The 24228-nt window shown below is 59.6% G+C and carries 19 protein-coding genes and 1 riboswitch; of the genes, 15 read left to right on the plus strand and 4 right to left on the minus strand.

The genetic code is table 11. The features are described 5' to 3' along the window. Positions 1-253: 253 nt before the first annotated feature. Positions 254-526: a hypothetical protein gene (locus F475_RS23115; protein WP_064616452.1), complete on the minus strand. Its 273-nt coding sequence runs from the start codon at positions 524-526 to the stop codon at positions 254-256. Positions 527-708: 182 nt separating this feature from the next. Further along, on the minus strand, positions 709-972 hold the full coding sequence (locus F475_RS23120; protein ID WP_111454805.1) for a DUF2790 domain-containing protein: 264 nt from the start codon (positions 970-972) through the stop codon (positions 709-711). Between the two features lie 405 nt (positions 973-1377). Between F475_RS23120 and acs the strand changes: the two genes are divergently transcribed. From acs to F475_RS23155, 7 genes are all read left to right on the plus strand, one after another. Continuing rightward, the gene (acs, locus tag F475_RS23125; protein WP_111454806.1) at positions 1378-3333 is read left to right on the plus strand and encodes an acetate--CoA ligase; all 1956 of its coding nucleotides are present in this window, start codon (positions 1378-1380) and stop codon (positions 3331-3333) included. A gap of 554 nt (positions 3334-3887) precedes the next feature. Further along, positions 3888-4661, plus strand: a complete 774-nt coding sequence (locus tag F475_RS23130; RefSeq protein WP_018926396.1) for an ABC transporter substrate-binding protein — start codon at positions 3888-3890, stop codon at positions 4659-4661. A 90-nt stretch (positions 4662-4751) separates the two neighbouring features. Further along, complete coding sequence (locus F475_RS23135; protein WP_007934894.1) at positions 4752-5441, plus strand: ABC transporter permease; 690 nt, start codon at positions 4752-4754, stop codon at positions 5439-5441. Beyond that, positions 5438-6136, plus strand: a complete 699-nt coding sequence (locus F475_RS23140) for an ABC transporter permease (protein WP_111454807.1) — start codon at positions 5438-5440, stop codon at positions 6134-6136. Before F475_RS23135 ends, F475_RS23140 begins: the two co-directional genes overlap by 4 nt. A gap of 1 nt (position 6137) precedes the next feature. Further along, positions 6138-7250: a succinylglutamate desuccinylase/aspartoacylase family protein gene (locus tag F475_RS23145; RefSeq protein WP_018926394.1), complete on the plus strand. Its 1113-nt coding sequence runs from the start codon at positions 6138-6140 to the stop codon at positions 7248-7250. A 27-nt stretch (positions 7251-7277) separates the two neighbouring features. Continuing rightward, positions 7278-8042: an ABC transporter ATP-binding protein gene (locus F475_RS23150; protein WP_007971015.1), complete on the plus strand. Its 765-nt coding sequence runs from the start codon at positions 7278-7280 to the stop codon at positions 8040-8042. Positions 8043-8154: 112 nt separating this feature from the next. After that, entirely contained in the window at positions 8155-9135 is a 981-nt protein-coding gene (locus tag F475_RS23155; protein ID WP_007934898.1) for a GlxA family transcriptional regulator, read from the plus strand. A gap of 31 nt (positions 9136-9166) precedes the next feature. Here the strand turns inward: F475_RS23155 and F475_RS23160 are convergent, their stop codons facing one another. Continuing rightward, complete coding sequence (locus F475_RS23160; protein ID WP_111454808.1) at positions 9167-14023, minus strand: dermonecrotic toxin domain-containing protein; 4857 nt, start codon at positions 14021-14023, stop codon at positions 9167-9169. A gap of 286 nt (positions 14024-14309) precedes the next feature. On the opposite strand from F475_RS23160, the gene F475_RS23165 reads away from it, so the two are divergent. The 7 genes from F475_RS23165 to astE all read left to right on the plus strand — a co-directional run bounded on the left by F475_RS23165 (position 14310) and on the right by astE (position 22037). Beyond that, positions 14310-15530 (plus strand): aspartate aminotransferase family protein, encoded by a 1221-nt coding sequence (locus tag F475_RS23165; RefSeq protein ID WP_064616456.1) that lies wholly within the window; start codon positions 14310-14312, stop codon positions 15528-15530. A 132-nt stretch (positions 15531-15662) separates the two neighbouring features. Continuing rightward, positions 15663-16682, plus strand: coding sequence for an arginine/ornithine succinyltransferase subunit alpha (aruF, locus tag F475_RS23170; RefSeq protein ID WP_007934901.1), 1020 nt, complete (start codon positions 15663-15665; stop codon positions 16680-16682). A 79-nt stretch (positions 16683-16761) separates the two neighbouring features. After that, a complete protein-coding gene (gene astA / locus F475_RS23175; protein ID WP_018926391.1) occupies positions 16762-17787 on the plus strand; it encodes an arginine N-succinyltransferase in 1026 nt (341 codons plus the stop codon). Continuing rightward, positions 17784-19253: a succinylglutamate-semialdehyde dehydrogenase gene (astD, locus tag F475_RS23180; RefSeq protein ID WP_177431128.1), complete on the plus strand. Its 1470-nt coding sequence runs from the start codon at positions 17784-17786 to the stop codon at positions 19251-19253. The genes astA and astD overlap by 4 nt, the downstream gene beginning before the upstream one ends. A 51-nt stretch (positions 19254-19304) precedes the next feature. Then, entirely contained in the window at positions 19305-20651 is a 1347-nt protein-coding gene (gene astB / locus F475_RS23185) for an N-succinylarginine dihydrolase (RefSeq protein ID WP_064616458.1), read from the plus strand. 72 nt (positions 20652-20723) lie between these two features. Beyond that, complete coding sequence (locus F475_RS23190) at positions 20724-21014, plus strand: hypothetical protein (protein WP_018926388.1); 291 nt, start codon at positions 20724-20726, stop codon at positions 21012-21014. A gap of 12 nt (positions 21015-21026) precedes the next feature. Further along, on the plus strand, positions 21027-22037 hold the full coding sequence (astE, locus tag F475_RS23195) for a succinylglutamate desuccinylase (RefSeq protein ID WP_018926387.1): 1011 nt from the start codon (positions 21027-21029) through the stop codon (positions 22035-22037). Positions 22038-22091: 54 nt separating this feature from the next. On the opposite strand, the gene F475_RS23200 is transcribed toward astE, so the two are convergent. Further along, positions 22092-22601, minus strand: coding sequence for a 6,7-dimethyl-8-ribityllumazine synthase (locus F475_RS23200; protein WP_019582888.1), 510 nt, complete (start codon positions 22599-22601; stop codon positions 22092-22094). Positions 22602-22716: 115 nt separating this feature from the next. After that, positions 22717-22887, minus strand: a riboswitch (FMN riboswitch). 198 nt (positions 22888-23085) lie between these two features. Between F475_RS23200 and ltaE the strand changes: the two genes are divergently transcribed. Then, positions 23086-24090, plus strand: a complete 1005-nt coding sequence (gene ltaE, locus F475_RS23205; protein WP_111454810.1) for a low-specificity L-threonine aldolase — start codon at positions 23086-23088, stop codon at positions 24088-24090. The last annotated feature ends 138 nt before the right edge of the window (positions 24091-24228 follow it).

Below are 24228 nucleotides of genomic sequence, written 5' to 3' on the forward strand. Positions count from 1 at the left end.
GCCGGGGTGTTCGCACCGTTACGGCCAGTTGTGGTGGTGCAAGCCAGGTGGGGCGGGGCTTGCAGAGCAATAGACGGGGTTTTGTGGACGAGATTGTGTGCAATTTTGAGCTGCAAAGGGGCTTGAAAAGCGTTGCTCAAAAAACAACCAAAAAACCCTGTTTTTCACTACATGTTGTGGTTTTGGTCGATTTTCAACCATTCCAGACACAACTAAGCCCGACCGAAGTCGGGCTGTGATGTCGCGCCCGGTTTCAGCTGAAACGAGCGGCACCCACGCGGTCAGTACCATCAGCGGCAACCTTGGCGGCACCGATGTGATCAGCGCCATCGGCAGCGACTTTGGCAGCACCCGTACGATCAAAACCGTCAGCCGCGAAAGAGGCGGAACCGGTGTGGTCGTATCCGTCAGAAGCGACAGCCGCGTCGTTGAAAGCAGCCGAGCCAGTGCGGTCGTACCCATCGGCGGCGAAGGTGTTGGCGGCCAGGACGGAAAGGGTCAGGGCGAGGATCAGTTTGGTTTTCATGGTAGTGGCTCCAGGTTCGTTGGCGTTTTGCCTTGGTGTGGAATTCATACTACGCCAGATAATTAGATTAAAAAGTGCAAATAAATGCTTAAAACAATCGTATTTATCGATGCAAGGCTCGGCGCTTCATCTGGTCTCTAAAAAAGGATGGGTCGAGCCTCGGGAGATAAAAGTGGGGCGGATCAGCCGTTGGAGCAGCCGTTACCCATGACGCTATAACGCAGAATGTGTCGCTGGCCTTTGGAGTCGTCGTAGACCATTTTGGCCGGGACTACTTCGCAGACATTCGGGATTTCGCTCATCGAGACAACTTTGGCGATGTCCAGATGGGTGGAGTAGGTGTATTCCTCGACGACGGGTTGTTGTTTTGCGGCATCAGTCGGAGCCTCATCTGCCATGGCGGTTGCGCACAGACTGCTGAGGACCAGAACCAATAAAGCTTTCATTTCGAATTTACCTTTCTGAGGTCGAATGGGGTCACGCAATCTTTTTAGGATTGCGTGTGGAGCTTTAGTAAAGAGTCTTGGATTAACTGCCTTCGTGGGGGCTGCAACTGGGTTAATCACATTGCCGTGTTGGCGAGACCGATTTTAGGCTTGGGGATGGCGGGCATATAGCTGTGCTTTTGATAAACACTTTTGGCAGATTTGGTAACAATCCCCCGCAAGATCAAAAGATCGCAGGCTTCGCCAGCTCCTACGAGGCCCCGCAATAGCCGGGTTTGAGCGCTTCGTCGCGGTATAGCCACATTTTGTAGGGGCTTGTTACTACCATCGTCGAATGGTTCTATAGGCCCGCCCCGGCTACAACTGGGGCCATACAAAAACAACTATTCCACCGAGGTAAGAAAGATGAGTGCGGCTTCTTTGTATCCCGTTCGTCCCGAGGTAGCAGCCAATACGCTGACTGACGAGGCCACTTACAAGGCCATGTACCAGCAATCGGTCGTCAACCCGGACGGCTTCTGGCGCGAACAAGCCAAGCGCCTCGACTGGATCAAGCCTTTCACCACGGTGAAGCAGACGTCCTTCGACGATCACCATGTCGATATCAAATGGTTCGCCGACGGCACGCTGAACGTTTCCTACAACTGCCTCGACCGTCATCTGGCCGAGCGTGGCGATCAAGTCGCGATTATTTGGGAAGGGGATGACCCTGCCGAAAGCCGCAACATCACCTACCGCGAGCTGCACGAACAAGTCTGCAAGTTCGCCAACGCCTTGCGCGGCCAGGATGTGCACCGTGGCGATGTGGTGACCATCTATATGCCGATGATCCCCGAAGCCGTGGTCGCGATGCTGGCCTGCACCCGGATCGGCGCGATTCACTCGGTGGTGTTCGGTGGTTTCTCGCCGGAAGCCCTGGCCGGTCGCATCATCGACTGCCGCTCGAAAGTGGTGATCACCGCCGACGAAGGCGTTCGTGCCGGCAAGAAGATCCCGCTCAAGGCTAACGTCGACGACGCGCTGACCAACCCGGAAACCAGCAGCATCCAGAAAGTCATTGTGTGCAAGCGCACCGGTGGCAACATCAAGTGGAACCAGCATCGCGACATCTGGTACGAAGACCTGATGAAAGTGGCGGGCAGTGTCTGCGCGCCGAAAGAGATGGGCGCCGAAGAAGCGCTGTTCATCCTTTATACCTCTGGCTCCACCGGCAAGCCGAAGGGCGTGCAGCACACCACCGGCGGTTACCTGCTGTATGCGGCGATGACCCACGAACGTGTGTTCGACTACCGCCCGGGCGAAATCTACTGGTGCACCGCCGACGTCGGTTGGGTCACTGGCCACACTTATATTGTCTACGGCCCGCTGGCCAATGGCGCGACCACGGTGCTGTTCGAAGGCGTGCCGAACTATCCGGATATCACCCGGGTGGCGAAGGTTGTCGACAAGCACAAGGTCAACATCCTCTACACCGCGCCGACCGCGATCCGCGCGATGATGGCGTCGGGCACTGCCGCTGTTGAAGGCGCCGATGGCAGCAGCCTGCGTCTGTTGGGTTCGGTCGGTGAGCCGATTAACCCGGAAGCGTGGGATTGGTACTACAAGAATGTCGGCCAGTCCCGTTGCCCGATCGTGGATACCTGGTGGCAGACCGAAACAGGCGGCAACATGATGAGCCCGCTGCCGGGCGCTCACGCGCTGAAACCTGGCTCGGCAGCACGGCCGTTCTTCGGCGTGGTGCCGGCGTTGGTGGACAACCTGGGCAACATCATCGAAGGCGTTGCCGAGGGCAACCTGGTGATCCTCGACTCGTGGCCAGGCCAGGCGCGTACGCTGTATGGCGACCATGACCGTTTCGTCGACACCTACTTCAAGACTTTCCGTGGCATGTACTTCACCGGTGACGGTGCGCGTCGTGACGCAGACGGTTACTACTGGATCACTGGTCGCGTGGATGACGTGCTCAACGTTTCCGGCCACCGCATGGGCACCGCCGAGATCGAAAGTGCGATGGTCGCTCACCCGAAAGTCGCCGAAGCGGCGGTGGTGGGTGTACCGCACGACATCAAGGGGCAGGGCATTTATGTCTACGTCACGTTGAATGCGGGCGAAGAGCCGAGCGAGCAACTGCGCCTGGAGCTGAAGAACTGGGTGCGTAAAGAGATTGGCCCGATTGCCTCGCCGGATGTCATTCAATGGGCGCCGGGTCTGCCGAAAACCCGTTCGGGCAAGATCATGCGCCGGATTCTGCGCAAGATCGCCACGGCGGAATACGACGGGTTGGGCGATATCTCCACCCTGGCGGATCCGGGTGTGGTGCAGCATTTGATTGATACGCACAAGACCATGAACGTCGCTTAAGCGCCGATTCCTGAGTCATCGAAGCCCCGCCAGGTGTTGAGCCTGGTGGGGCTTTTTCGTACTGATCTTCAACCAATAATTATCGGCTTCCCCCGTAGGCCATTTCCCATTGTTACCCATCACCTTTCAAGTAACTGAATGTGTAACCGCCCGCCCGATAACGAGGCATTGGGAAACGCAAAGCCTCGTTTCAGGGCTTCTCAATCGTCATGAAAAATAAGACACAACGCTACGCTTGCCGGATTAGAAGGGTTTGCCAATAATAGGCCCGCAATTTGCAACATAGATCGGTTCACTGTCTTTTGCTCTTGCATGAAATTGCAGGGCTGTCAACGTGCCCGGGCGGCATTCTCGGTGCTTCTGTAATTTGTTGTCGCATTGAAGAAATATCGGCTTCGGGCCTGTCGTTAGAATGCCAATCACTCGCTCGTCGTTGCCTGCGTTGAAATCAGCGCACGGTTCCTAGGACGCAGCACCGCTTTTTGGTTTAACCATTCGCATATTGGGCTGTCGCTCACTCTGCCGTTTTTGCCCTTTACCGATGGAGTCCCAAGATGAAGAAACTCGTGCTGCTTGGCGCCCTGGCACTGTCCGTGCTGTCCCTGCCGACATTCGCCGATGAAAAACCTCTGAAAATCGGTATCGAAGCGGCTTACCCTCCGTTCGCCTCCAAAGCACCGGACGGCAGCATCGTGGGTTTCGACTACGACATCGGCAACGCCCTGTGCGAAGAGATGAAGGTCAAGTGCCAGTGGGTCGAGCAAGAGTTCGACGGCCTGATCCCGGCACTCAAAGTGCGCAAGATCGACGCGATCCTGTCGTCCATGTCGATCACTGAAGACCGCAAGAAGTCCGTGGACTTCACCAACAAGTACTACAACACCCCGGCTCGCCTGGTCATGAAAGCCGGCACCCAGGTCAGCGAAAACCTGACTGAGCTGAAGGGCAAGAACATCGGCGTGCAACGTGGTTCGATCCACGAGCGTTTCGCCCGCGAAGTCCTGGCCCCGCTGGGTGCCGAGATCAAGCCTTACGGTTCGCAGAACGAAATCTACCTCGACGTGGCCGCTGGCCGCCTCGACGGCACCGTGGCAGACGCTACCCTGCTGGATGACGGCTTCCTGAAAACCGACGCCGGCAAGGGCTTCGCCTTCGTTGGCCCGGCCTTCACCGACGTCAAATACTTCGGCGACGGCGTAGGGATCGCGGTTCGCAAGGGCGACGCGCTGAAAGACAAGATCAACACCGCGATCGCGGCCATTCGCGCGAACGGCAAGTACAAGCAAATCCAGGACAAATACTTCGCCTTCGATATCTACGGCAAGTAATCGTCCCCGCAACAAGTCCGAAATGGCGCAAGCAACAGGATCTCTGAGGTTTGCGCCATTTTTTCATCCCAACTTTCGAGGACCTGAATCATGTTGAAAGGCTACGGGGCTGTCATCCTCGATGGCGCATGGCTGACGCTTCAGCTCGCCTTGTCGTCCATGGCCCTGGCCATCGTCCTGGGGCTCATCGGCGTGGCGCTGCGTCTGTCGCCGGTGCGCTGGCTGGCCTGGCTGGGCGATCTGTATTCCACGGTGATCCGCGGTATTCCCGATCTGGTGCTGATCCTGCTGATTTTCTACGGCGGCCAGGACCTGCTCAACCGCGTTGCGCCGATGCTCGGCTATGACGACTACATCGACCTGAACCCGTTGGCCGCCGGTATCGGCACCCTGGGCTTCATCTTCGGTGCGTACCTGTCGGAAACCTTCCGTGGTGCGTTCATGGCGATCCCCAAAGGTCAGGCAGAAGCCGGCATGGCGTACGGCATGAGCAGTTTTCAGGTGTTCTTCCGGGTGTTGGTGCCGCAGATGATTCGCCTGGCGATTCCGGGTTTCACCAACAACTGGCTGGTACTGACCAAGGCCACCGCGCTGATTTCGGTGGTGGGGCTGCAAGACATGATGTTCAAGGCCAAGCAGGCGGCAGACGCTACCCGCGAGCCTTTCACCTTCTTCCTCGCGGTGGCGGCGATGTACCTGGTGATCACCAGCGTCTCGTTGCTGGCATTGCGTCATCTTGAGAAGCGCTACTCGGTAGGCGTAAGGGCGGCTGAGCTATGATCTTCGACTACAACGTCATTTGGGAGGCCTTGCCGCTGTACTTCGGCGGGCTGGTGACCACCCTCAAACTGCTCGCGCTGTCGCTGTTCTTCGGTTTGCTCGCGGCATTGCCGCTGGGGCTGATGCGCGTCTCCAAGCAGCCATTGGTCAACATGAGTGCCTGGTTGTTCACCTACGTGATCCGCGGCACGCCGATGCTGGTGCAGCTGTTCTTGATCTACTACGGTCTGGCGCAATTCGAAACCGTGCGTGAAAGCTTCCTCTGGCCATGGCTGTCCAGTGCCTCGTTCTGTGCGTGCCTGGCCTTCGCGATCAACACCAGCGCCTACACCGCCGAAATCATCGCCGGCAGCCTGCGCGCCACGCCGAACGGCGAGATCGAAGCGGCCAAGGCCATGGGCATGTCGCGAATCAAGATGTACAAGCGGATCCTGCTGCCATCGGCCCTGCGCCGGGCGCTGCCGCAGTACAGCAACGAAGTGATCATGATGCTGCAGACCACCAGTCTGGCGTCGATCGTGACCCTGATCGACATCACCGGTGCCGCGCGCACGGTCAACGCTCAGTTCTACTTGCCGTTCGAAGCCTACATCACCGCCGGCGCGTTCTACCTGTGCCTGACGTTCATTCTGGTGCGCCTGTTCAAAATGGCCGAACACCGCTGGCTGGGCTATCTGGCCCCGCGGAAGCATTGATATGGAACGTATCGATCATGCTTTGCCGTGGAGCCACCTGGGCAGTGAACGCCGGATCTCGGTGTTCCGCTTCGGCGCTGGCGAGCGCAAGGCCTATATCCAGGCCAGCCTGCACGCCGATGAACTGCCGGGGATGCGCACGGCCTGGGAGCTGAAAAAACGCCTGACCGAACTTGAAGCTCAAGGCTTGCTCAACGGTGTGATCGAACTGGTGCCGGTGGCCAATCCATTGGGCCTGGGGCAATTGCTGCAAGGCAATCATCAGGGGCGTTTCGAAGCGGGCAGTGGCAAGAACTTCAACCGGGATTTCGTCGAACTCAGCGCGCCGGTGGCCGCCGAACTCGATGGGCATCTGGGTGATGATCCGCATGCCAATATTCGACTCATCCGTCAGGCCATGAGCGATCACCTGGCAGCTTTGCCAGAGGCGAGCAGCCAGTTGCAAGGCATGCAGCGCATCTTGCTCAGCCATGCCTGCACCGCTGATGTGGTGCTGGATCTGCATTGCGATTGCGAAGCGGCGCTGCACATGTACGCCTTGCCGCAACACTGGTCGCACTGGCGTTCACTGGCTGCGCACTTGAACGTCAAGGTCGGTTTGCTTGCGGAAGATTCCGGCGGCAGTTCCTTTGACGAAGCGTGCTCGCTGCCGTGGCTGCGTTTGTCGCGTCTGTTCCCGGATGCGCAGATTCCACTGGCCTGCCTGGCGACGACCATCGAACTGGGTGGTCAGGCCGATACCGGTCGCGCTGAGGCAGAAGCTCACGCCGAAGGCATTCTGGCGTTCCTCGCCGAGCAAGGCTTGATCGGCGGTGAATGGCCCAAGCCTGCGCAGGACGCGTGCGAAGGCATGCCGTTCGAAGGTACCGAATTGCTGTTCGCGCCGCATCCTGGCGTGCTGAGTTTTCTGCGTAAACCCGGTGAATGGGTTGAAGCAGGCGACGAGATTTTTGAAGTGATCGATCCGCTGGCGGATCGGGTCAGCACGGTGTGTGCTGGTACGTCCGGGGTGCTGTTTGCCATTGAACGGCTGCGTTACGCCCAACCCGGTTTCTGGCTGGCCAAGGTGGCGGGGCGCGAAGCGCTGCGTCACGGGCGCTTGCTCAACGACTGACTGACTGTTTTTGTGAGAACCGACCGCATGTACAAACTTGAAGTCCAAGACCTGCATAAACGCTATGGCAGTCACGAAGTGCTCAAGGGCGTGTCCCTGAAAGCGGCGGCTGGCGATGTGATCAGCATCATCGGCTCCAGTGGCTCCGGCAAAAGTACTTTCCTGCGTTGCATCAACCTGCTCGAGCAGCCGCACGCGGGCAAGATTCTGCTCAACAACGAAGAGCTGAAACTGGTTGCCAACAAGGACGGCGCGCTGAAAGCCGCCGACCCGAAACAGCTGCAACGCATGCGTTCGCGCCTGTCGATGGTGTTCCAGCATTTCAACCTGTGGTCGCACATGACCGCGCTGGAAAACATCATGGAAGCGCCGGTGCATGTGCTCGGTGTGTCCAAGGCCGAAGCCCGCGAGAAAGCCGAGCACTACCTGAACAAGGTCGGCGTGGCCCATCGCAAGGACGCCTACCCAGGGCACATGTCCGGTGGCGAGCAGCAACGTGTGGCGATTGCCCGTGCGCTGGCGATGGAACCCGAAGTGATGTTGTTCGACGAACCGACCTCGGCCCTCGACCCGGAGTTGGTGGGTGACGTGCTGAAAGTCATGCAGGCCCTGGCACAGGAAGGCCGGACCATGGTGGTGGTGACGCACGAAATGGGCTTTGCCCGTGAAGTGTCGAACCAGCTGGTGTTCCTGCACAAAGGCGTCGTCGAAGAAAGCGGCAACCCGCGCGAAGTGCTGGTCAATCCGCAGTCGGAACGCTTGCAACAATTCCTCTCGGGCAGCCTCAAGTAATCGCTCCCGTTACGCACCAAATTAGGTCATGCTGCGCACCGCGCGCCAGATGGTCTAATTTGGTTGCAGCCGCCTTTGGCTTTAACACTGTTTTCGTTTCGGATTGCCCGCCATGACTGCCCATCGAATTGGTTTCCTGATTTGGCCCAGCACTAAAGCTCTGACGCTTGCGCTGGCTGAGGAGGCCTTGCGTGTTGCCCAGCGTGTGCACCCGGACGTTGTTTACGAATTGTCGTTTTTGCAGGCCGAACCGCCGACCGACGGCGCCTGGCAATTGCCCGGTGAGCCATGGGCCGGCAAGCTCGAAAACTTTCAGAAACTGTTCCTGCTCGCCGACGAACCACCGACTTCTCTCGCGCCGCCGCTCAGCAGTGCGCTGAAACAACTGGTGCGCGCCGGATGTGTGATCGGCGGTTTGTCCGCCGGTGTTTACCCGTTGGCGCAATTGGGTTTGCTCGACGGTTATCGCGCTGCCGTGCATTGGCGCTGGCAGGACGATTTCGCCGAGCGTTTCCCGAAGGTGATTGCCACCAGTCACCTGTTCGACTGGGATCGTGATCGCTTGACCGCGTGCGGCGGCATGTCGGTGCTCGACCTGTTGCTGGCGGTGCTGGCCCGTGATCACGGCGCCGAACTGGCCGGTGCGGTGTCGGAAGAACTGGTGGTCGAACGCATTCGCGAGGGCGGCGAGCGCCAGCGTATTCCGTTGCAGAACCGCTTGGGTTCCAGTCATCCGAAGCTCACCCAGGCGGTGTTGCTGATGGAAGCCAACATCGAAGAGCCGCTGACCACCGACGAAATCGCCCAGCATGTGTGCGTATCGCGTCGGCAGCTGGAGCGGATCTTCAAGCAGTACCTCAACCGTGTGCCGAGCCAGTACTACCTGGAACTGCGCCTGAACAAGGCCCGGCAGATGTTGATGCAAACCAGCAAGTCGATCATTCAGATCGGCCTGTCGTGTGGCTTCTCTTCGGGGCCGCATTTCTCCAGCGCCTACCGCAACTTCTTCGGTGCCACGCCGCGGGAAGATCGCAACCAGCGGCGCAGCAGCAGTCCGTTCGAGTTGTCGTCGGTGCCGTCGGAGCGCGGTTGATCGATCAACCGCGCCATGATCGAGCGCTGTACTACTCCTCGATCTCGGAACCTTCAGAGTCGGAGATTTCTATTTCACCCCGATTGATCACGGCTTCCACCCCAAAATCCGCTCCCGTGCGCTCGAAGTAAGCGATCAGCCGTAACAGGCTTTCCTCGGAAAATGGATTGCCCCTCAACGAAATATTATCTGCGACGTCCACCGGCAGTTCCGACAAGTCACTGGGCACCTCGGTGATGGCGTTGCCGCTCAAGTCTGCCCAGTCCAGCTCGGCCAGCTGTAACAGTCCATCCGGTATCCGGTTGATGCCGGTGTCGTTCAGCAGCACGGTCGCCAGTGCCGGCATCTGACTCACATCAGGCGTCTGTCCTAGCGGGTTCGAGCCCAGGTCGAGATAGTCGAGCTGTTCCATCCCCGCCAGGGCGGCGACCGATTCTGAAGACAGACTGACGCGACACTCGGGGAGTGACAGAGCCCTGAGTTGACCCATTTTGAACACCGCCTCCGGTATGTCGCCAAGGTCACAGCTGCGCAGCCTGAGGCTTTTCAGGTTGGGAAAGGACTCCAGGAAACGTCCGATGCGCGTCACCCCCTCCGCACTGCGAAACTCCAGTGACGACACATGGCTGAAATCAGCGCTCAGGGCAGGCAGTTCTCCATTGATGACCGTGGAAAGTGTCAGATCGTAGGTGGGTTCAAGCGTATCGCTGAAGTTATCCAGCTCCGCATCCCGTTGCCAGCAGTTCTCAAGGGCTTGCTTGAATTCGTCGCGGTTGGCGTGCTTGACAAGCAGTTGAGCTGCGCTGAAGGGTTCGTCTGTCAGTGGATGCAGGTCCGGAAGAGCGGCGGTCCAGGCAGACAGATCGTTCCTCAATTGGCTCAGCTCTTCTTCCAGGCGCGTCAACGCGCCCCGACCTTCCTCCAGCGTGCCGGGCAATTCGTAGACGAACTCGCTGGCTTGCTCGACTTCCATGCCAGGGTAGAGCGCCCTGACACGATCAATGTCTGCCTCGGGTGCGAAAACGCCCATGTCGAAAGCGCTGTCGACGTGATGGTTTTTGATGAGTTGTCGCGAGCTGTCGGAAACCGGATTGTGCGTGAGGTGTATGCCACGCTTTTCATACAGCGGACTGTCGAACAAGGCTGCCGGCAGTTCGCTGATTCCATTGTTCATCAGCAGAAGGGTGTCCAGGCGCGGGTGTTGCAGAGTGCCGGGCGGGATTTCGGTCAGGTTGGTGCTGCTCAGGTCCAGATGGGTCAGTTCAGTCATCGAGTCGATGCGGGGCACCGTTTCAAACGGGTTGCGGTAAAGATCCAGCATGGTCAGTTTGTTTAATGACGTCAGCTTCAACCAGGTGGGGGCGTCTACCCTGATGCCGCAATCGCTTAACACCAGCGCTTCAAGCTGCGGCATCCGGGTGATGGCATCGGGGAGGGTGGTCAGGGAGAAACGGCGCAGTTCCAGTCGGCGAAGTCCGCTGAAGCCCTGTAGAAAACCAGCAACACCTTGCGCTGCATGGCTGCCTTCCAGGGACAGCAGCGACACATGACTGAAATCTGCGGTCAACGATGGCAGATCACCCAGCATCGGTTCGTCGAACCTGAGCACGTACCGCTCCATGTCGTCCGCGGTGTCAAAATCCCGATCGGTTTGGCGCCGCCAGGCGCGCTGGATTTCCTGCGCCAGCAACCTGCGAATGTGTTGTTCGGCCTGGCGCTCCAGGGCGCTCAACGCAACCCCGGTGTCGGGGTGCGCCGTCGGGGCTTCGCTGATCCATCGACCCAGATCCAGATGCAATCGGTTCAGCTCGCGGTGTACGCGTGAGAGTGCTACCCGAGCGCCATCAGGGTGGCTTTGCAACGCCTGGACCACGGATTGCAATTGATCCTGGGACAGATCGGGATAAACCTCCCGGACCCTGTCGTTGAGGGTGGGTGTCATGCGATTGCCGCGGTCATAGCCCTCCGCACCACCGGGAAGGCGCATGGTGGTCGGGTCGTAGTAGGGTTTTCGATGGGGATGCCTGGCAAACAGAGTGCGTAGCGTCGGCTGGTCCAGCGCGTTTTCGGCAATGCGCTGTCTGAGGGCCTGGGCGTCAGCGATGGCAGGGCTGAACGCATTGCGATGGGCCTGGGGCAACGTTTGAAAGAGTGCCTGGTAGAAATCACCGGGTGTCTCCTGATCAACGTGATAGGAGCCATCCTCGTTGGCCACCAGTGTTTTCACGATGGCTGCATCGGTCGGGCCAATGCTGTCGCGCACGGTGCCCTCGCTGGAGTAATCCCGCACTTCGATGCGTAGTCCGTCCGGCCAGCCGGGCAGTGCGTTCAGGCTGTGCAGGGCCACTCTGTGGGTGTCGACGTTTTCCAGCGCGTCGGAATAAAGGCCTTCATAGGCGCGGGTTGCGCGGACTGCCTCCATGGCTTTGTTCGCCGCGTCCTTGAGCCGCTGAGGCACGCGCCCACCGTGCAGCTGGCGTAACTCGGTGCCGGTGGCATTGCTCACCAGCTCTTGCGCCACATCGGTCGGCAGGCCCTGCACATCGGCGAGCAGTTGCTGAACCTGCACATCATCGGTGTGTTCCTGAGTGCTGTAGAGCCGCTCGAACAACGACTTGCGATATTGGCGGGCCAGTGTTGCCGTTTGCTGTCTGAAGGCTGGCGTTTGAGTTGCCGGTGTCGGCAGTGGCGTATCGACCGGCCATGAGTCATGGCGTGTCAGCAGTGCATGCTGCAGGGTGGTATCGGCTTTTTGATAGTGCTCGGGTTGATCGCTGCCGATCTGTTCGATAAACGTTTCGATGTCACGGTTGATCCGCCAACGCTTGATCGTGTCAGTCAGCAGCGACGGCGGGCGATAGTTTTCGACATGCGCCTGGCGCAATACGTTGTCGTGGTAGCCGCTGATCCGCAGGATCTGTTCGCGCTCGGCACTGGTGAACGACTCGACACTATGGCCAAGACGACGCATGACCTTTTCCCGCTCCCAGTACAACGGTTGCTCCAGTTCGGTTTGCCAGGCGCCGTGGTGGTTATGCCGCAGCGACGGCTGATAAGCATTGTTGCGGCGCGGATGCTCAATCTGGAACCTGTCCGACATGGGGTCGGGTTTCACTGAGTACAGTTTTCCCTCAAGGCGCAGCATCGTTTTGCCCGCGTGTTGGTACAAGCCCAGATGATTGGGCTTTACCCCTTCGGGCAAACTGAGTGTCTGTTCATAAGGTGTGAGATCCGGCATCCAGTAACGGGTTTTGCCTCCGGCTGCGGCGACAGGTTTGAGTGGGTCTATGAGCGCGACGGCTTCACGGGGCAGAAGCCGGCTGAAGGCGCCGGCGGCGATTGCACCGCCCACCGCGAATGTCCCGACTTGAACGACGGTTTCGACGAACGTCATCAGGTGTCCGAAGGCCTCTGTTTTCAGCCCTTCAGCCATGTCCACGATGCCTTCGAAGCTCTCGTCCAGTAACTGGTAGGCCATGTATCCCAGCATCAATTCACCAAGCAACGGCACCAAGGGCGCCGCCACGAACGACGCAGCTTCAAGGATCCTGGAGGCCACTTTGCTGAAGGCATCCCACAATGCCCAGCGGGCGTCTCGATCGGCGCTGGCGGTGGAGACGGCGACAGTGCTGGCGTCGTTGAGGATTTTGTTCAGCTGCCGCTGATAGCCATGGTTCCACAGGTCCGCTTTGATCGGGAGCACGGAGAAACGCAGATTGGGACGCTCGACCGGCGTTTCGCGCCAGCTCGGCAATGGATCGCCGGGCTGGTGCTGATGCCAGGTCACGGTCTGGAGGCGGCTGTTGAGATCGGCGAAAAAGTGTCCGCGTTCCTTGTGCTCGACGAACCGGCTGAAGAACGCTTGATAAGCGGGTGTCCGCAGCTTGCGGGTCAGATCGGTCATGAACGCCAGCGTGTCGGGGTATTGCTTGAGCGGGTATTCGGGGTCATCGGGAATATAGGCAATGAGCCGCGTACTCTTGCGTGCCCGCTCAAGGTTCGGCGCGAAAATGACAATGCCGGTCAGCGAGGATGACATCAGGGTCAGGTCGTGGCCATAGAGCGGCTGGCCATTGAGTCGCGCCCTCGAACCTCCTTCAACCATGCGCAGGAGCGCGAGGTGCGCATCATCTGGAATATCCTTGCGGATGTGTGCCATTTGCAGCGCCGACCTGAGTGCGGCTTTGTTCAAGCCGATCGTGCTGGATTTCAACGCGGCACCGGCCACCGGGTTGGTCAGCCCCAGAAAATCCTTGAGATACGCGGTGTACTGGCCACCGATATCGAGTTCACGGCATAGCCGGGCGAAGGCCTGGACCGTGATTTTGTGCTTGATCGCCGGCAACGTTTCGAACTGCCCTGTGGACGACGGCTCAGTAATGAAGGTCGAAGCGGATTCGAAGGCATCTGCGGCTGTTTCCGATTCCTGGAAGTTATGCAGCGCGGCATCGAGCAGCGATACCGTCCAGGTGCGGGCGGCCCCGGTGTTGATTTTGAACAGGGTCACGGTTTGTGGGATGTACAGGCGCAGGAAGGTGGTTTTGACGTCCAGTTCCAGACCAAACCGGGTTTTCAGGGCCGAGATGAGAAGGGGTTCGGCAAATGCCCGTGGGTTTTTCAGCGTGGACAGCTTTGAATCCAGACGATTTCGATGGTGCCAGTGTTCCTGGCTGAGCTTTTTCAGCGAGGCATGCTGTGAGGGTGTCGCGGTGCCATGCCATTGGGGAGTCGCAAGAGTGATGTTCTTGAGAGCGCTGCGGGTTTCAAGCGATGCCTCTAATGCCCAGGCGGGCAGATTGTTGAACAGGTGATGGTAATGATCATCCGGCTGCGTGACGAAGTGATCGTCGCCAGCGGCCCCAGGGTGATCGTTTTCGAGTTGGCTCATGCGCTATTCCCTTAGCGTTTGGATGAGTCGCCAGCAAAACAGACGATGAAGCACTGCGTGCGGTACATATTTACCGCATCGGTCGACAAGCCTGCCTATAACCTGTGCCGGCGGTTTAAACTGCGCCTTTGCGACCCTATATGTCGCATTGCCGTAAACCCGGGCAAAACCGGTGTTTGCGCTATAAGAAGTTGTCGCTTGGCGGCAAGGCCGGGCTGAAAACTGTCCTTACAATCCCCTCATCGCTCGCCAGTTTCAGGCGAGTGTTCCTCATCAGGAGACTCCGATGTCCGTTGAGCACGCTGCGGTAGAACGCGCCGATTTTGACCAGGTAATGGTTCCCAACTATGCGCCTGCCGCTTTCATTCCTGTGCGTGGCGCCGGTTCCCGTGTCTGGGACCAGACTGGCCGCGAGCTGATCGACTTCGCCGGCGGGATTGCCGTTAACGTACTGGGCCATGCGCACCCGGCGCTGGTCGCTGCATTGACCGAACAGGCGAACAAGCTGTGGCACGTGTCCAACGTGTTCACCAATGAGCCGGCCTTGCGCCTGGCCCATAAGCTGGTCGACGCCACGTTTGCCGATCGTGTGTTCTTCTGCAACTCCGGCGCCGAAGCCAACGAGGCCGCTTTCAAGCTGGCCCGTCGCGTGGCCCATGACCGTTTCGGTACCGAGAAGTACGAAATCGTTGCCGCGCTCAACAGCTTCCACGGCCGTACCCTGTTCACCGTGAACGTCGGTGGCCAGTCGAAGTATTCCGACGGCTTCGGTCCGAAGATCACCGGCATCACCCACGTGCCTTACAATGATCTGGCCGCGCTGAAAGCCGCTGTTTCCGACAAGACCTGCGCGGTGGTGCTGGAGCCGATCCAGGGCGAAGGCGGCGTACTGCCGGCCGAGCTGTCTTACCTGCAAGGCGCCCGTGAACTGTGCGATGCGCACAACGCGCTGCTGGTCTTCGACGAAGTCCAGACTGGCATGGGCCGCAGCGGTGAGCTGTTCGCCTACATGCATTACGGCGTGACCCCGGACATCCTGACCAGCGCCAAGAGCCTGGGCGGTGGTTTCCCGATCGCAGCGATGCTGACCACCGAAGACCTGGCCAAACACCTGGTCGTCGGCACCCATGGCACCACCTACGGCGGTAACCCGCTGGCATGCGCGGTTGCTGAAGCAGTGATCGACGTGATCAACACGCCCGAAGTGCTGAACGGTGTCAAAACCAAGCACGACAAGTTCAAGACCCGTCTTGAGCAGATCGGCGAGAAATACGGCCTCTTCACTCAGGTCCGTGGCCTGGGCCTGCTGCTCGGTTGCGTGCTGGCCGATGCCTGGAAAGGCAAGGCCAAGGACATCTTCAACGCCGCCGAGCGTGAAGGCTTGATGATTCTGCAAGCCGGCCCGGACGTGATTCGTTTCGCGCCAAGCCTGGTGGTTGAAGACGCCGATATCGATGCCGGTCTGGACCGCTTCGAACGCGCCGTGGCCAAGCTGACGCAAGCCTGATTTATACAGTGCTCCTCAGCGCCTATCGTAATAGATAGGCGTTGAGATTATTTCCTGTGCCGGGCCTGCCCGGCATTTTTTTCCCTGAGTTGGCGCAATTCGCCAACCTGATGTTAAGAAAGGAGTGACACCATGCTGGTGATGCGCCCCGCGCAAATGGCTGATCTGGGCGAGGTACAGCGTCTGGCTGCGGACAGCCCGATTGGTGTCACTTCCTTGCCGGATGACGTTGAACGCCTGAGCGACAAGATCGCCGCAAGCGAAGCCTCGTTCGCCGCCGAAGTGAGCTTCAACGGTGAAGAGAGCTATTTCTTCGTGCTCGAAGACACCGCGACTGGCAAGTTGGTCGGTTGTTCGGCCATCGTTGCCTCGGCCGGTTATTCCGAGCCGTTCTACAGCTTTCGAAACGAAACGTTCGTGCACGCCTCCCGCGAGCTGAAGATTCACAACAAGATCCACGTGCTCTCCCAGTGCCACGACCTGACCGGCAACAGCTTGCTGACCAGTTTCTACGTGCAGAGAGAGTTGGTGGGCACGCCTTGGGCGGAGCTCAACTCCCGTGGCCGTCTGTTGTTCGTGGCCAGCCATCCGGAGCGCTTTGCCGATTCCGTGGTGACCGAGATCGTCGGTTACAGCGACGAAAATGGCGACTCGCCGTTCTGGGATGCCATCGGTCGCAACTTCTTCGACCTCAACTACGCCGAAGCCGAGCGTCTGTGTGGTTTGAAGAGCCGTACGTTCCTCGCCGAGCTGATGCCGCATTACCCGATCTACGTGCCGTTGCTGCCGGACTCCGCTCAAGAGGCGATGGGCCAGGTGCACCCGCGGGCGCAAATCACCTTCGACATCCTGATGCGCGAAGGCTTCGAGACCGATCACTACATCGATATTTTCGATGGTGGCCCGACTCTGCATGCCCGCGTCTCGGGGATCCGTTCGATCGCCCAGAGCCGTGTAGTCCCGGTGAAAATCGGTGAGCCGGTCAAAGGTGCCGGTCGTCAGTATCTGGTGGCCAATGCCCAGTTGCAGGATTACCGCGCCGTGTTGCTCGAGCTCGATTACGCGCCGGGCAAACCGGTGACCCTGGATCTTGAAGCGGCCGAAGCCTTGGGCGTCGGTGAAGGTGCCAGCGTGCGCCTGGTGGCGGTTTGACGCCTGCTTCCTGGAGAAAAATGTCTGGAAAGCAGCGAAATTTCGCGGGTGGCGCAAGCGGCCCGTTTGAGGAGATAGCATGATCGTTCGTCCCGTACGCAGCAGCGATTTACCCGCTCTGATCGACTTGGCCCGCAGCACCGGCACCGGCCTGACCACTTTGCCGGCCAACGAAGAGCGTCTGGCCCATCGGGTTGGCTGGGCCGAGAAAACCTTCCGCGGCGAAGCCGGGCGGGGCGATGCGGACTACCTGTTCGTACTCGAAGACGACAATGGCCGCGTGGTGGGTATTTCCGCGATTGCCGGCGCCGTCGGCCTGCGTGAGCCCTGGTACAACTTCCGGGTGGGCCTGACGGTCAGCGCCTCGCAAGAGCTGAATATCTACCGCGAAATTCCGACGCTGTTCCTGGCCAACGACCTGACCGGCAACTCTGAACTGTGCTCGCTGTTCCTGCACGCCGATTACCGCAGTGGCCTCAACGGCCGCATGCTGGCCAAGGCGCGGCTGCTGTTCATCGCCGAGTTCCCGCAACTGTTCGGCAACAAGATCATCGCTGAAATGCGCGGCATGTCCGACGAAGCCGGGCGTTCGCCGTTCTGGGAAAGCCTGGGCCGGCATTTCTTCAAGATGGAATTCAGCCAGGCCGATTACCTCACTGGCGTGGGCAACAAGGCGTTCATCGCCGAACTGATGCCGAAATTCCCGCTGTACACCTGCTTCCTGTCGCCAGACGCGCGCAACGTGATTGGCCAGGTTCATCCGGACACCGAGCCGGCTCTGGCGATGCTCAAGAGTGAAGGTTTCAGTTACCAAGGCTACGTCGACATTTTCGACGCAGGCCCTGCGGTGGAGTGCGAAACCGCCAAGATCCGCGCAGTGCGCGACAGCCAGGCGCTGGTGCTGGCCATCGGCACCCCGGGTGATGACGCCACGCCGTTCCTGATCCATAACCGCAAGCGCGAAGACTGCCGGATCACTGCCGCGCCAGCACGCTTCGCCGCTGGCACGTTGGTGGTTGATCCGCTGACCGCCAAACGTCTTCAACTCAACGCTGGCGATCAAGTACGCGCCGTTCCGTTGTCTGCAGCTCGGGAGTCGAAATAATGAATTCGCTATACATCGCCGGTGAATGGCTGGCCGGCCAGGGTGAAAGCTTTCAATCGGTCAACCCGGTGACCCAGCAAGTGCTGTGGGCCGGCGAAGGCGCCACTGCCGCCCAGGTCGAGTCGGCCGTGCAAGCCGCGCGTCAGGCATTCCCGGGCTGGGCCCGTCGTACCCTGGAAGAGCGCATCAGTGTGCTGGAAGCCTTTGCCGCCGCGCTGAAGAATCACGCCGACGAACTGGCTCGTACCATCGGTGAAGAAACCGGCAAACCCTTGTGGGAAGCGGCGACTGAAGTCACCAGCATGGTCAACAAGATTGCCATCTCGGTACAGAGCTACCGCGAACGCACCGGCGAGAAGAGCAGCCCGTTGGGCGATGCCACCGCTGTATTGCGTCACAAGCCGCACGGCGTAGTGGCGGTGTTCGGTCCTTACAACTTCCCTGGTCACTTGCCGAACGGTCACATCGTGCCGGCGCTGCTGGCCGGTAACAGTGTGCTGTTCAAGCCCAGCGAACTGACACCGAAAGTCGCCGAACTGACGGTCAAGTGCTGGATCGAAGCCGGTCTGCCGGCCGGCGTGCTGAACCTGCTGCAAGGTGCTCGCGAAACCGGTATCGCCCTGGCGGCGAACCCGGGCATCGACGGTCTGTTCTTCACCGGTTCCAGCCGTACCGGCAATCATCTGCACAAGCAGTTTTCCGGTCGTCCAGACAAAATCCTCGCGCTGGAAATGGGCGGTAATAACCCGCTGGTGGTGGATCAGGTCGCTGATCTCGATGCGGCCGTTTACACCATCATTCAGTCGGCGTTCATTTCTGCCGGCCAGCGTTGCACCTGCGCCCGTCGCTTGCTGGTGCCGCAAGGCGCCTGGGGCGATACGCTGTTGGCGCGTCTGGTGGCGGTCAGCTCGACCCTTTCAGTCGGTGCGTTCGATCAGCAACCAGCACCGTTCATGGGCTCGGTGATTTCCCTCGGTGCTGCGAAAGCCCTGATGGAAGCGCAAGAGCATCTGCTGGCCAACGGCGCCGTGGCGCTGCTGGAAATGACTCAGCCCCAGGCTCAGGCTGCGTTGCTGACCCCGGGCATTCTGGACGTGACAGCGGTTGCCGATCGCCCTGACGAAGAGCTGTTCGGCCCGCTGCTGCAAGTGATCCGCTACGCTGATTTTGAAGCGGCGATCGCTGAAGCCAACGATACCGCTTATGGCCTGGCGGCCGGCCTGCTGTCGGATTCCGAAGCGCGTTATCAGCAGTTCTGGCTGGAAAGCCGCGCAGGTATCGTCAACTGGAACAAGCAGCTGACCGGTGCGGCGAGCAGCGCGCCATTCGGCGGCGTCGGCGCCTCGGGCAACCACCGCGCCAGCGCCTACTACGCGGCGGATTACTGCGCGTACCCGGTGGCCTCGCTGGAAACCCCGAGCCTGACCTTGCCAACGGCCCTTACGCCCGGCGTGCGCATGTCGTAAGACAGACCCTAGTAGCAGCCTATAACAACAGATTCTTGTGGAGCCTCGCTGATGAAATCCTTTGAAGTCAATTTTGACGGTCTAGTGGGGCCGACCCATAACTACGGTGGCCTGTCCTACGGCAACGTCGCCTCCCAGAGCAACAGCCAGCAATCCTCGAACCCGAAGGAAGCTGCGCTGCAAGGTCTGGCGAAAATGAAAGCGCTGATGGATATGGGCTTTCAGCAAGGCGTGCTCGCACCACAGGAACGCCCTGACGTAGCCGCCCTGCGTCGCTTGGGTTTCAGTGGCACCGACGCGCAAGTGATCGAGCAAGCCGCCAAAGACGCGATGCCGCTGCTGGTTGCCAGTTGCTCGGCGTCGAGCATGTGGGTGGCCAACGCCGCCACGGTCAGCCCGAGTGCCGACACCGCCGACGGTCGTGTGCATTTCACCGCCGCTAACCTCAATTGCAAATACCACCGCAGCATCGAGCACCCGACCACCAGTCGCGTGCTGGGCGCGATGTTCGCTGACCAGAAACACTTTGCCCACCACGCCGCGTTGCCGGCCGTGGCGCAGTTCGGTGACGAAGGCGCGGCCAACCACACCCGTTTCTGCCGTGACTACGGCGAAGCTGGCGTCGAGTTTTTCGTGTTCGGTCGTAGCGCGTTCGACACCCGTTATCCGTCCCCGCAGAAGTACCCGGCGCGCCAGACCCTCGAAGCCTCCCAGGCCGTCGCTCGCCTGCATGGCTTGAGCGATGACGGCGTGGTCTACGCCCAGCAGAACCCTTCGGTGATCGATCAGGGCGTGTTCCATAACGACGTGATCGCCGTGGGCAACGGCGAGGTGCTGTTCTATCACGAGGACGCCTTCCTCGACACCGACCAGATGCTCGCTGAGCTGCAAGGTAAACTGGCAAAAGTCGGTGGGAAATTTCAGTCAATCTGCGTACCGCGTTCTGCGGTCACCGTGGAAGACGCCGTTCGTTCCTACCTGTTCAATAGCCAACTGCTGTCGCGTCCTGACGGCTCCATGTTGTTGATCGTGCCGGAAGAATGCCATGGCAACGAACGCGTCTGGCAGTACCTGCAAGGCCTGACCAGCTCTGGCGGCCTGATCCGCGAAGTGAAAGTCTTCGATCTCAAGCAGAGCATGCAGAACGGCGGTGGCCCGGCTTGCCTGCGGTTGCGCGTCGCCCTCAACGAAACCGAACTGGCGGCCGTCAACCAAGGGGTTATCATGACGGCTCCGTTGTACGGCACATTGACCGAGTGGGTCGAAAAGCACTACCGCGACCGCATGACCGAAAACGATCTGGCGGACCCGCAATTGTTGCTTGAGTGCCGGACGGCACTGGATGAACTGACGCAAATCCTTAAACTGGGCGCGGTTTATCCATTCCAGATCAATTGATAGTCGGCGCGCTTTGGCTTTTTATATGAATGGCAAGCGCGCCGCTTAATCTCCAGATGAGAGCGTAAATACATGAGCGATACCCTGCAGCTGATCCTTGAAGACACCGACGGCACGCAACTGGAAACTTCCTGCACCCGCGTCGCGGTCATGTGGCAAGGCAAAGAGCTGTGGATCCAGCAGGACGGCCGTGGCCAGCTGCTGATCGGCGTGGACGTCGAAGAGGGTGACGCTGAATACGCCAACCTGCTGCTGCGCCCATTGGCGACTAATCTGGTAAGTCTGCAACTGGAGATGGAACCGGCCGATCTCGGTGATGATGAGGACCACGTGCACGGCCCGGATTGCAATCACGACCACTAAGGAAACCGCTCTATGCTCGCCCTCGGCAAACTGCTTGAACTGACCCTCGCCGGCCGCGAACCGGCGGAGAAGACTCAACTGACTGTCGAAGGCGTACGGATGCGCTGGTTGAGCGAAGGTGCGCTGGAAGTCCGGCCACCTGAAGCTCGCGACAATGGCCTGGACCTGCTGCTGTCGGCCGGTATCCATGGCAACGAAACAGCGCCGATCGAGCTGCTCGATCGCCTGTTGCATGACATCGCCCGCGGTGACTTGAAGCCGCGCGCCCGTATTCTGTTCCTGTTCGGCAATCCCGAGGCCATTCGTCGCGGTGAGCGTTTCATCGAGCAGGACGTCAATCGGCTGTTCAACGGCCGTCACGAACAAAGCAGCGGTTCCGAGGCCTTGCGCGCTTGTGAGCTGGAGCGGCTGGCGGCGACGTTCTTCAGCCTGCCGGACCGTAATCGTCTGCATTACGACCTGCACACGGCAATCCGTGGCTCGAAAATCGAGCAGTTCGCCCTCTACCCCTGGAAAGAAGGCCGTCAGCATTCACGCCAGGAGCTGGCTCGCTTGCGCGCCGCCGGCATGGAAGCGGTGCTGTTGCAGAACAAACCCTCCATCGTCTTCAGCTCATACACCTACGACAAGCTCGATGCCGAGTCCTTCACCCTGGAGCTGGGCAAGGCCCGGCCCTTCGGGCAGAACGAAGGGGTCAACGTCAGCCTGCTGGAAACCCGCCTGAAGCAGATCATCGAAGGCTCCGAGCCGCCAATGACCGATGAAGGGCTGGAAGGGTTGCAGTTGTTCAGCGTGGCCCGGGAAGTGATCAAGCACAGCGATAACTTCCGCCTGAACCTGCCGGCGGACATCGAAAACTTTTCGGAATTGAAAGTGGGTTATGTGCTGGCCGAGGATATCGCCAATACCCGCTGGATCATCGAAGAGCAGGGCGCCCGGATCATCTTCCCGAACCCCAGGGTCAAGAACGGCCTGCGCGCCGGCATCCTGATCGTACCGACCACCGACGAAAACCTGGTCTGACTGTCGTGGAGTGATCGTTCCCACGCAGAGCGCGGGAACGATCATCTAATCTAACTAGACGGCTACCGCGCGAGGCTCGCTGCGGCGCAATGCGCGAGTCTTGTGCAGCGTATCTGCACACGTCTTCGCCGCTTCCTGACCTTTATGCACGAAATGCTCGAAGAAGAACTTCTGGTGTTCTTCACCGGCATGGAAGTGGTGCGGGGTCAAAACCACCGAGAACACTGGCACTTCGGTTTCCAGCTGAACCTGCATCAGGCCGCTGATCACCGACTGGGCGACGAATTCGTGGCGATAGATGCCGCCATCGACCACCAGGCCCGCGGCGACGATGCCGGCATAACGACCGGACTTGGCCAGCAACTTGGCGTGCAGCGGAATTTCAAAGGCGCCACCGACTTCGAAGAAATCGATGTCCGACTCCTGATAACCCTGGGCAATCATTTCAGCGACGAAGCCTTTACGGCTCTGATCGACGATTTCCTTGTGCCAGCAGGCCTGGATGAACGCGACGCGCTCGCCCTGATGGTTTTTGCTTTTGCTATCGATTGCGGTGGGTTGCATGTTCTGACTCCTGTTTGTGTGAAAAACAGGGCGTTATGAATCGAATGGGATTTAAGGGTACGCAGGCACACGTGTCTGCGGACGGCGCTTTGGTACGGAACCTGGGCGGCGTCAATCCCGTTCTCTCTTCATCCGGACTATGACCGTCGGCCCCGGGATCACACCGGGTCTGCTGACCTTGCCGCCATCACAGCCATTGCCATGCCTGTCGCCAAGCGCTCGCGGGCTATGCGCATTGCGCGCAATTACCGCCGGTGGGGAATTACACCCCGCCCTGAGAACGTTTTGCCGCCAGATTGTTTGGCGGCGAAGCGTTTTTAACACATATTTATGGGGCGTGCATGGCTGCTTTCTGATGATTGCTATCGGCTTTTCCGAAGGCATACAGCGTCTTTTCCTCGTTCAAGGCTTGATTAATTGTCGGCATGACCGCAGTAATTCCTTTCCGAAACGGATTTTTCCCCTGTTTACCGAGGCCAGATTCATGAGCGTTATCGATCTTCGCAGCGACACCGTCACCCAACCGACCGCAGGGATGCTCGACGCGATGGCCAATGCCGCCACCGGTGACGACGTTTATGGCGAAGATCCGACGGTCAATCGTCTGGAAGCCGAGCTGGCAACACGACTGGGTTTTGCCGCGGCGCTGTTTGTTCCAACGGGCACCATGAGCAACCTGCTGGGCTTGATGGCCCACTGCGAGCGCGGTGACGAATACATTGTCGGTCAGCAGGCCCACACCTATAAGTACGAAGGTGGTGGCGCGGCGGTGCTCGGTTCGATCCAGCCGCAGCCGCTGGAAGTGCAAGCCGATGGTTCGCTGGACCTGGCGCAAGTCGCCGCCGCGATCAAACCGGACGACTTCCACTTCGCCCGTACCCGTTTGCTGGCACTGGAAAACACCATGCAGGGCAAGGTGCTGCCGCTGGAGTACCTGGCCCAGGCTCGCCGCTTCACTCGTGAGCATGGCCTGGCGCTGCATCTGGATGGCGCGCGTCTCTACAACGCGGCGGTCAAGCTGGGTGTCGATGCCCGGGAGATCACTCAGCATTTCGATTCGGTTTCGGTTTGCCTGTCCAAAGGCCTGGGCGCGCCGATCGGTTCGGTGCTGTGCGGCTCGGCGGAGTTGATCGCCAAGGCGCGACGTCTGCGCAAGATGGTCGGCGGCGGCATGCGCCAGGCCGGGATTCTCGCGGCGGCGGGGCTGTATGCGCTGGATAATAATGTTCAGCGCCTGGCCGACGACCATGCCAACGCACAATGGCTGGCTGAAGGCCTGCGAGCGGCGGGGTATGAGGTCGAGCCGGTGCAGACCAACATGGTTTACGTGAAAATGGGCGACAAGGCCGAAGCGATCAAGGCCTTCGCCGCGACACGCGGGGTCAAGCTCAGCGCTGCCGCTCGTCTGCGAATGGTCACGCACATGGACGTCAACCGTGCGCAAATCGAGCAGGTCGTCGCTACATTCGTCGAGTTTTCCCGCATCTGATCGCGTTAGCGGTCCAATTGACCGTTTCTATCGTATAAACACGCTGTACCCCGCGCGCAGGGCCGATATAATGCGGCCCTTTGCCGTCGCTTCGTCTGTTGACGTTTCGCACAGGCCTTTGGCCGCAGCCTCCGTGGA

Source organism: Pseudomonas sp. URMO17WK12:I6 (assembly GCF_003253625.1).
Taxonomy (GTDB): domain Bacteria; phylum Pseudomonadota; class Gammaproteobacteria; order Pseudomonadales; family Pseudomonadaceae; genus Aquipseudomonas.

What these genes read in the sequence shown, in the direction of transcription:
- F475_RS23115 (WP_064616452.1), bottom strand. Translation starts at nt 526, where the DNA reads ATGAAAACCAAACTGATCCTCGCCCTGACCCTTTCCGTCCTGGCCGCC.
- F475_RS23120 (WP_111454805.1), bottom strand. Translation starts at nt 972, where the DNA reads ATGAAAGCTTTATTGGTTCTGGTCCTCAGCAGTCTGTGCGCAACCGCC.
- acs (WP_111454806.1), top strand. Translation starts at nt 1,378, where the DNA reads ATGAGTGCGGCTTCTTTGTATCCCGTTCGTCCCGAGGTAGCAGCCAAT.
- F475_RS23130 (WP_018926396.1), top strand. Translation starts at nt 3,888, where the DNA reads ATGAAGAAACTCGTGCTGCTTGGCGCCCTGGCACTGTCCGTGCTGTCC.
- F475_RS23135 (WP_007934894.1), top strand. Translation starts at nt 4,752, where the DNA reads ATGTTGAAAGGCTACGGGGCTGTCATCCTCGATGGCGCATGGCTGACG.
- F475_RS23140 (WP_111454807.1), top strand. Translation starts at nt 5,438, where the DNA reads ATGATCTTCGACTACAACGTCATTTGGGAGGCCTTGCCGCTGTACTTC.
- F475_RS23145 (WP_018926394.1), top strand. Translation starts at nt 6,138, where the DNA reads ATGGAACGTATCGATCATGCTTTGCCGTGGAGCCACCTGGGCAGTGAA.
- F475_RS23150 (WP_007971015.1), top strand. Translation starts at nt 7,278, where the DNA reads ATGTACAAACTTGAAGTCCAAGACCTGCATAAACGCTATGGCAGTCAC.
- F475_RS23155 (WP_007934898.1), top strand. Translation starts at nt 8,155, where the DNA reads ATGACTGCCCATCGAATTGGTTTCCTGATTTGGCCCAGCACTAAAGCT.
- F475_RS23160 (WP_111454808.1), bottom strand. Translation starts at nt 14,023, where the DNA reads ATGAGCCAACTCGAAAACGATCACCCTGGGGCCGCTGGCGACGATCAC.
- F475_RS23165 (WP_064616456.1), top strand. Translation starts at nt 14,310, where the DNA reads ATGTCCGTTGAGCACGCTGCGGTAGAACGCGCCGATTTTGACCAGGTA.
- aruF (WP_007934901.1), top strand. Translation starts at nt 15,663, where the DNA reads ATGCTGGTGATGCGCCCCGCGCAAATGGCTGATCTGGGCGAGGTACAG.
- astA (WP_018926391.1), top strand. Translation starts at nt 16,762, where the DNA reads ATGATCGTTCGTCCCGTACGCAGCAGCGATTTACCCGCTCTGATCGAC.
- astB (WP_064616458.1), top strand. Translation starts at nt 19,305, where the DNA reads ATGAAATCCTTTGAAGTCAATTTTGACGGTCTAGTGGGGCCGACCCAT.
- F475_RS23190 (WP_018926388.1), top strand. Translation starts at nt 20,724, where the DNA reads ATGAGCGATACCCTGCAGCTGATCCTTGAAGACACCGACGGCACGCAA.
- astE (WP_018926387.1), top strand. Translation starts at nt 21,027, where the DNA reads ATGCTCGCCCTCGGCAAACTGCTTGAACTGACCCTCGCCGGCCGCGAA.
- F475_RS23200 (WP_019582888.1), bottom strand. Translation starts at nt 22,601, where the DNA reads ATGCAACCCACCGCAATCGATAGCAAAAGCAAAAACCATCAGGGCGAG.
- ltaE (WP_111454810.1), top strand. Translation starts at nt 23,086, where the DNA reads ATGAGCGTTATCGATCTTCGCAGCGACACCGTCACCCAACCGACCGCA.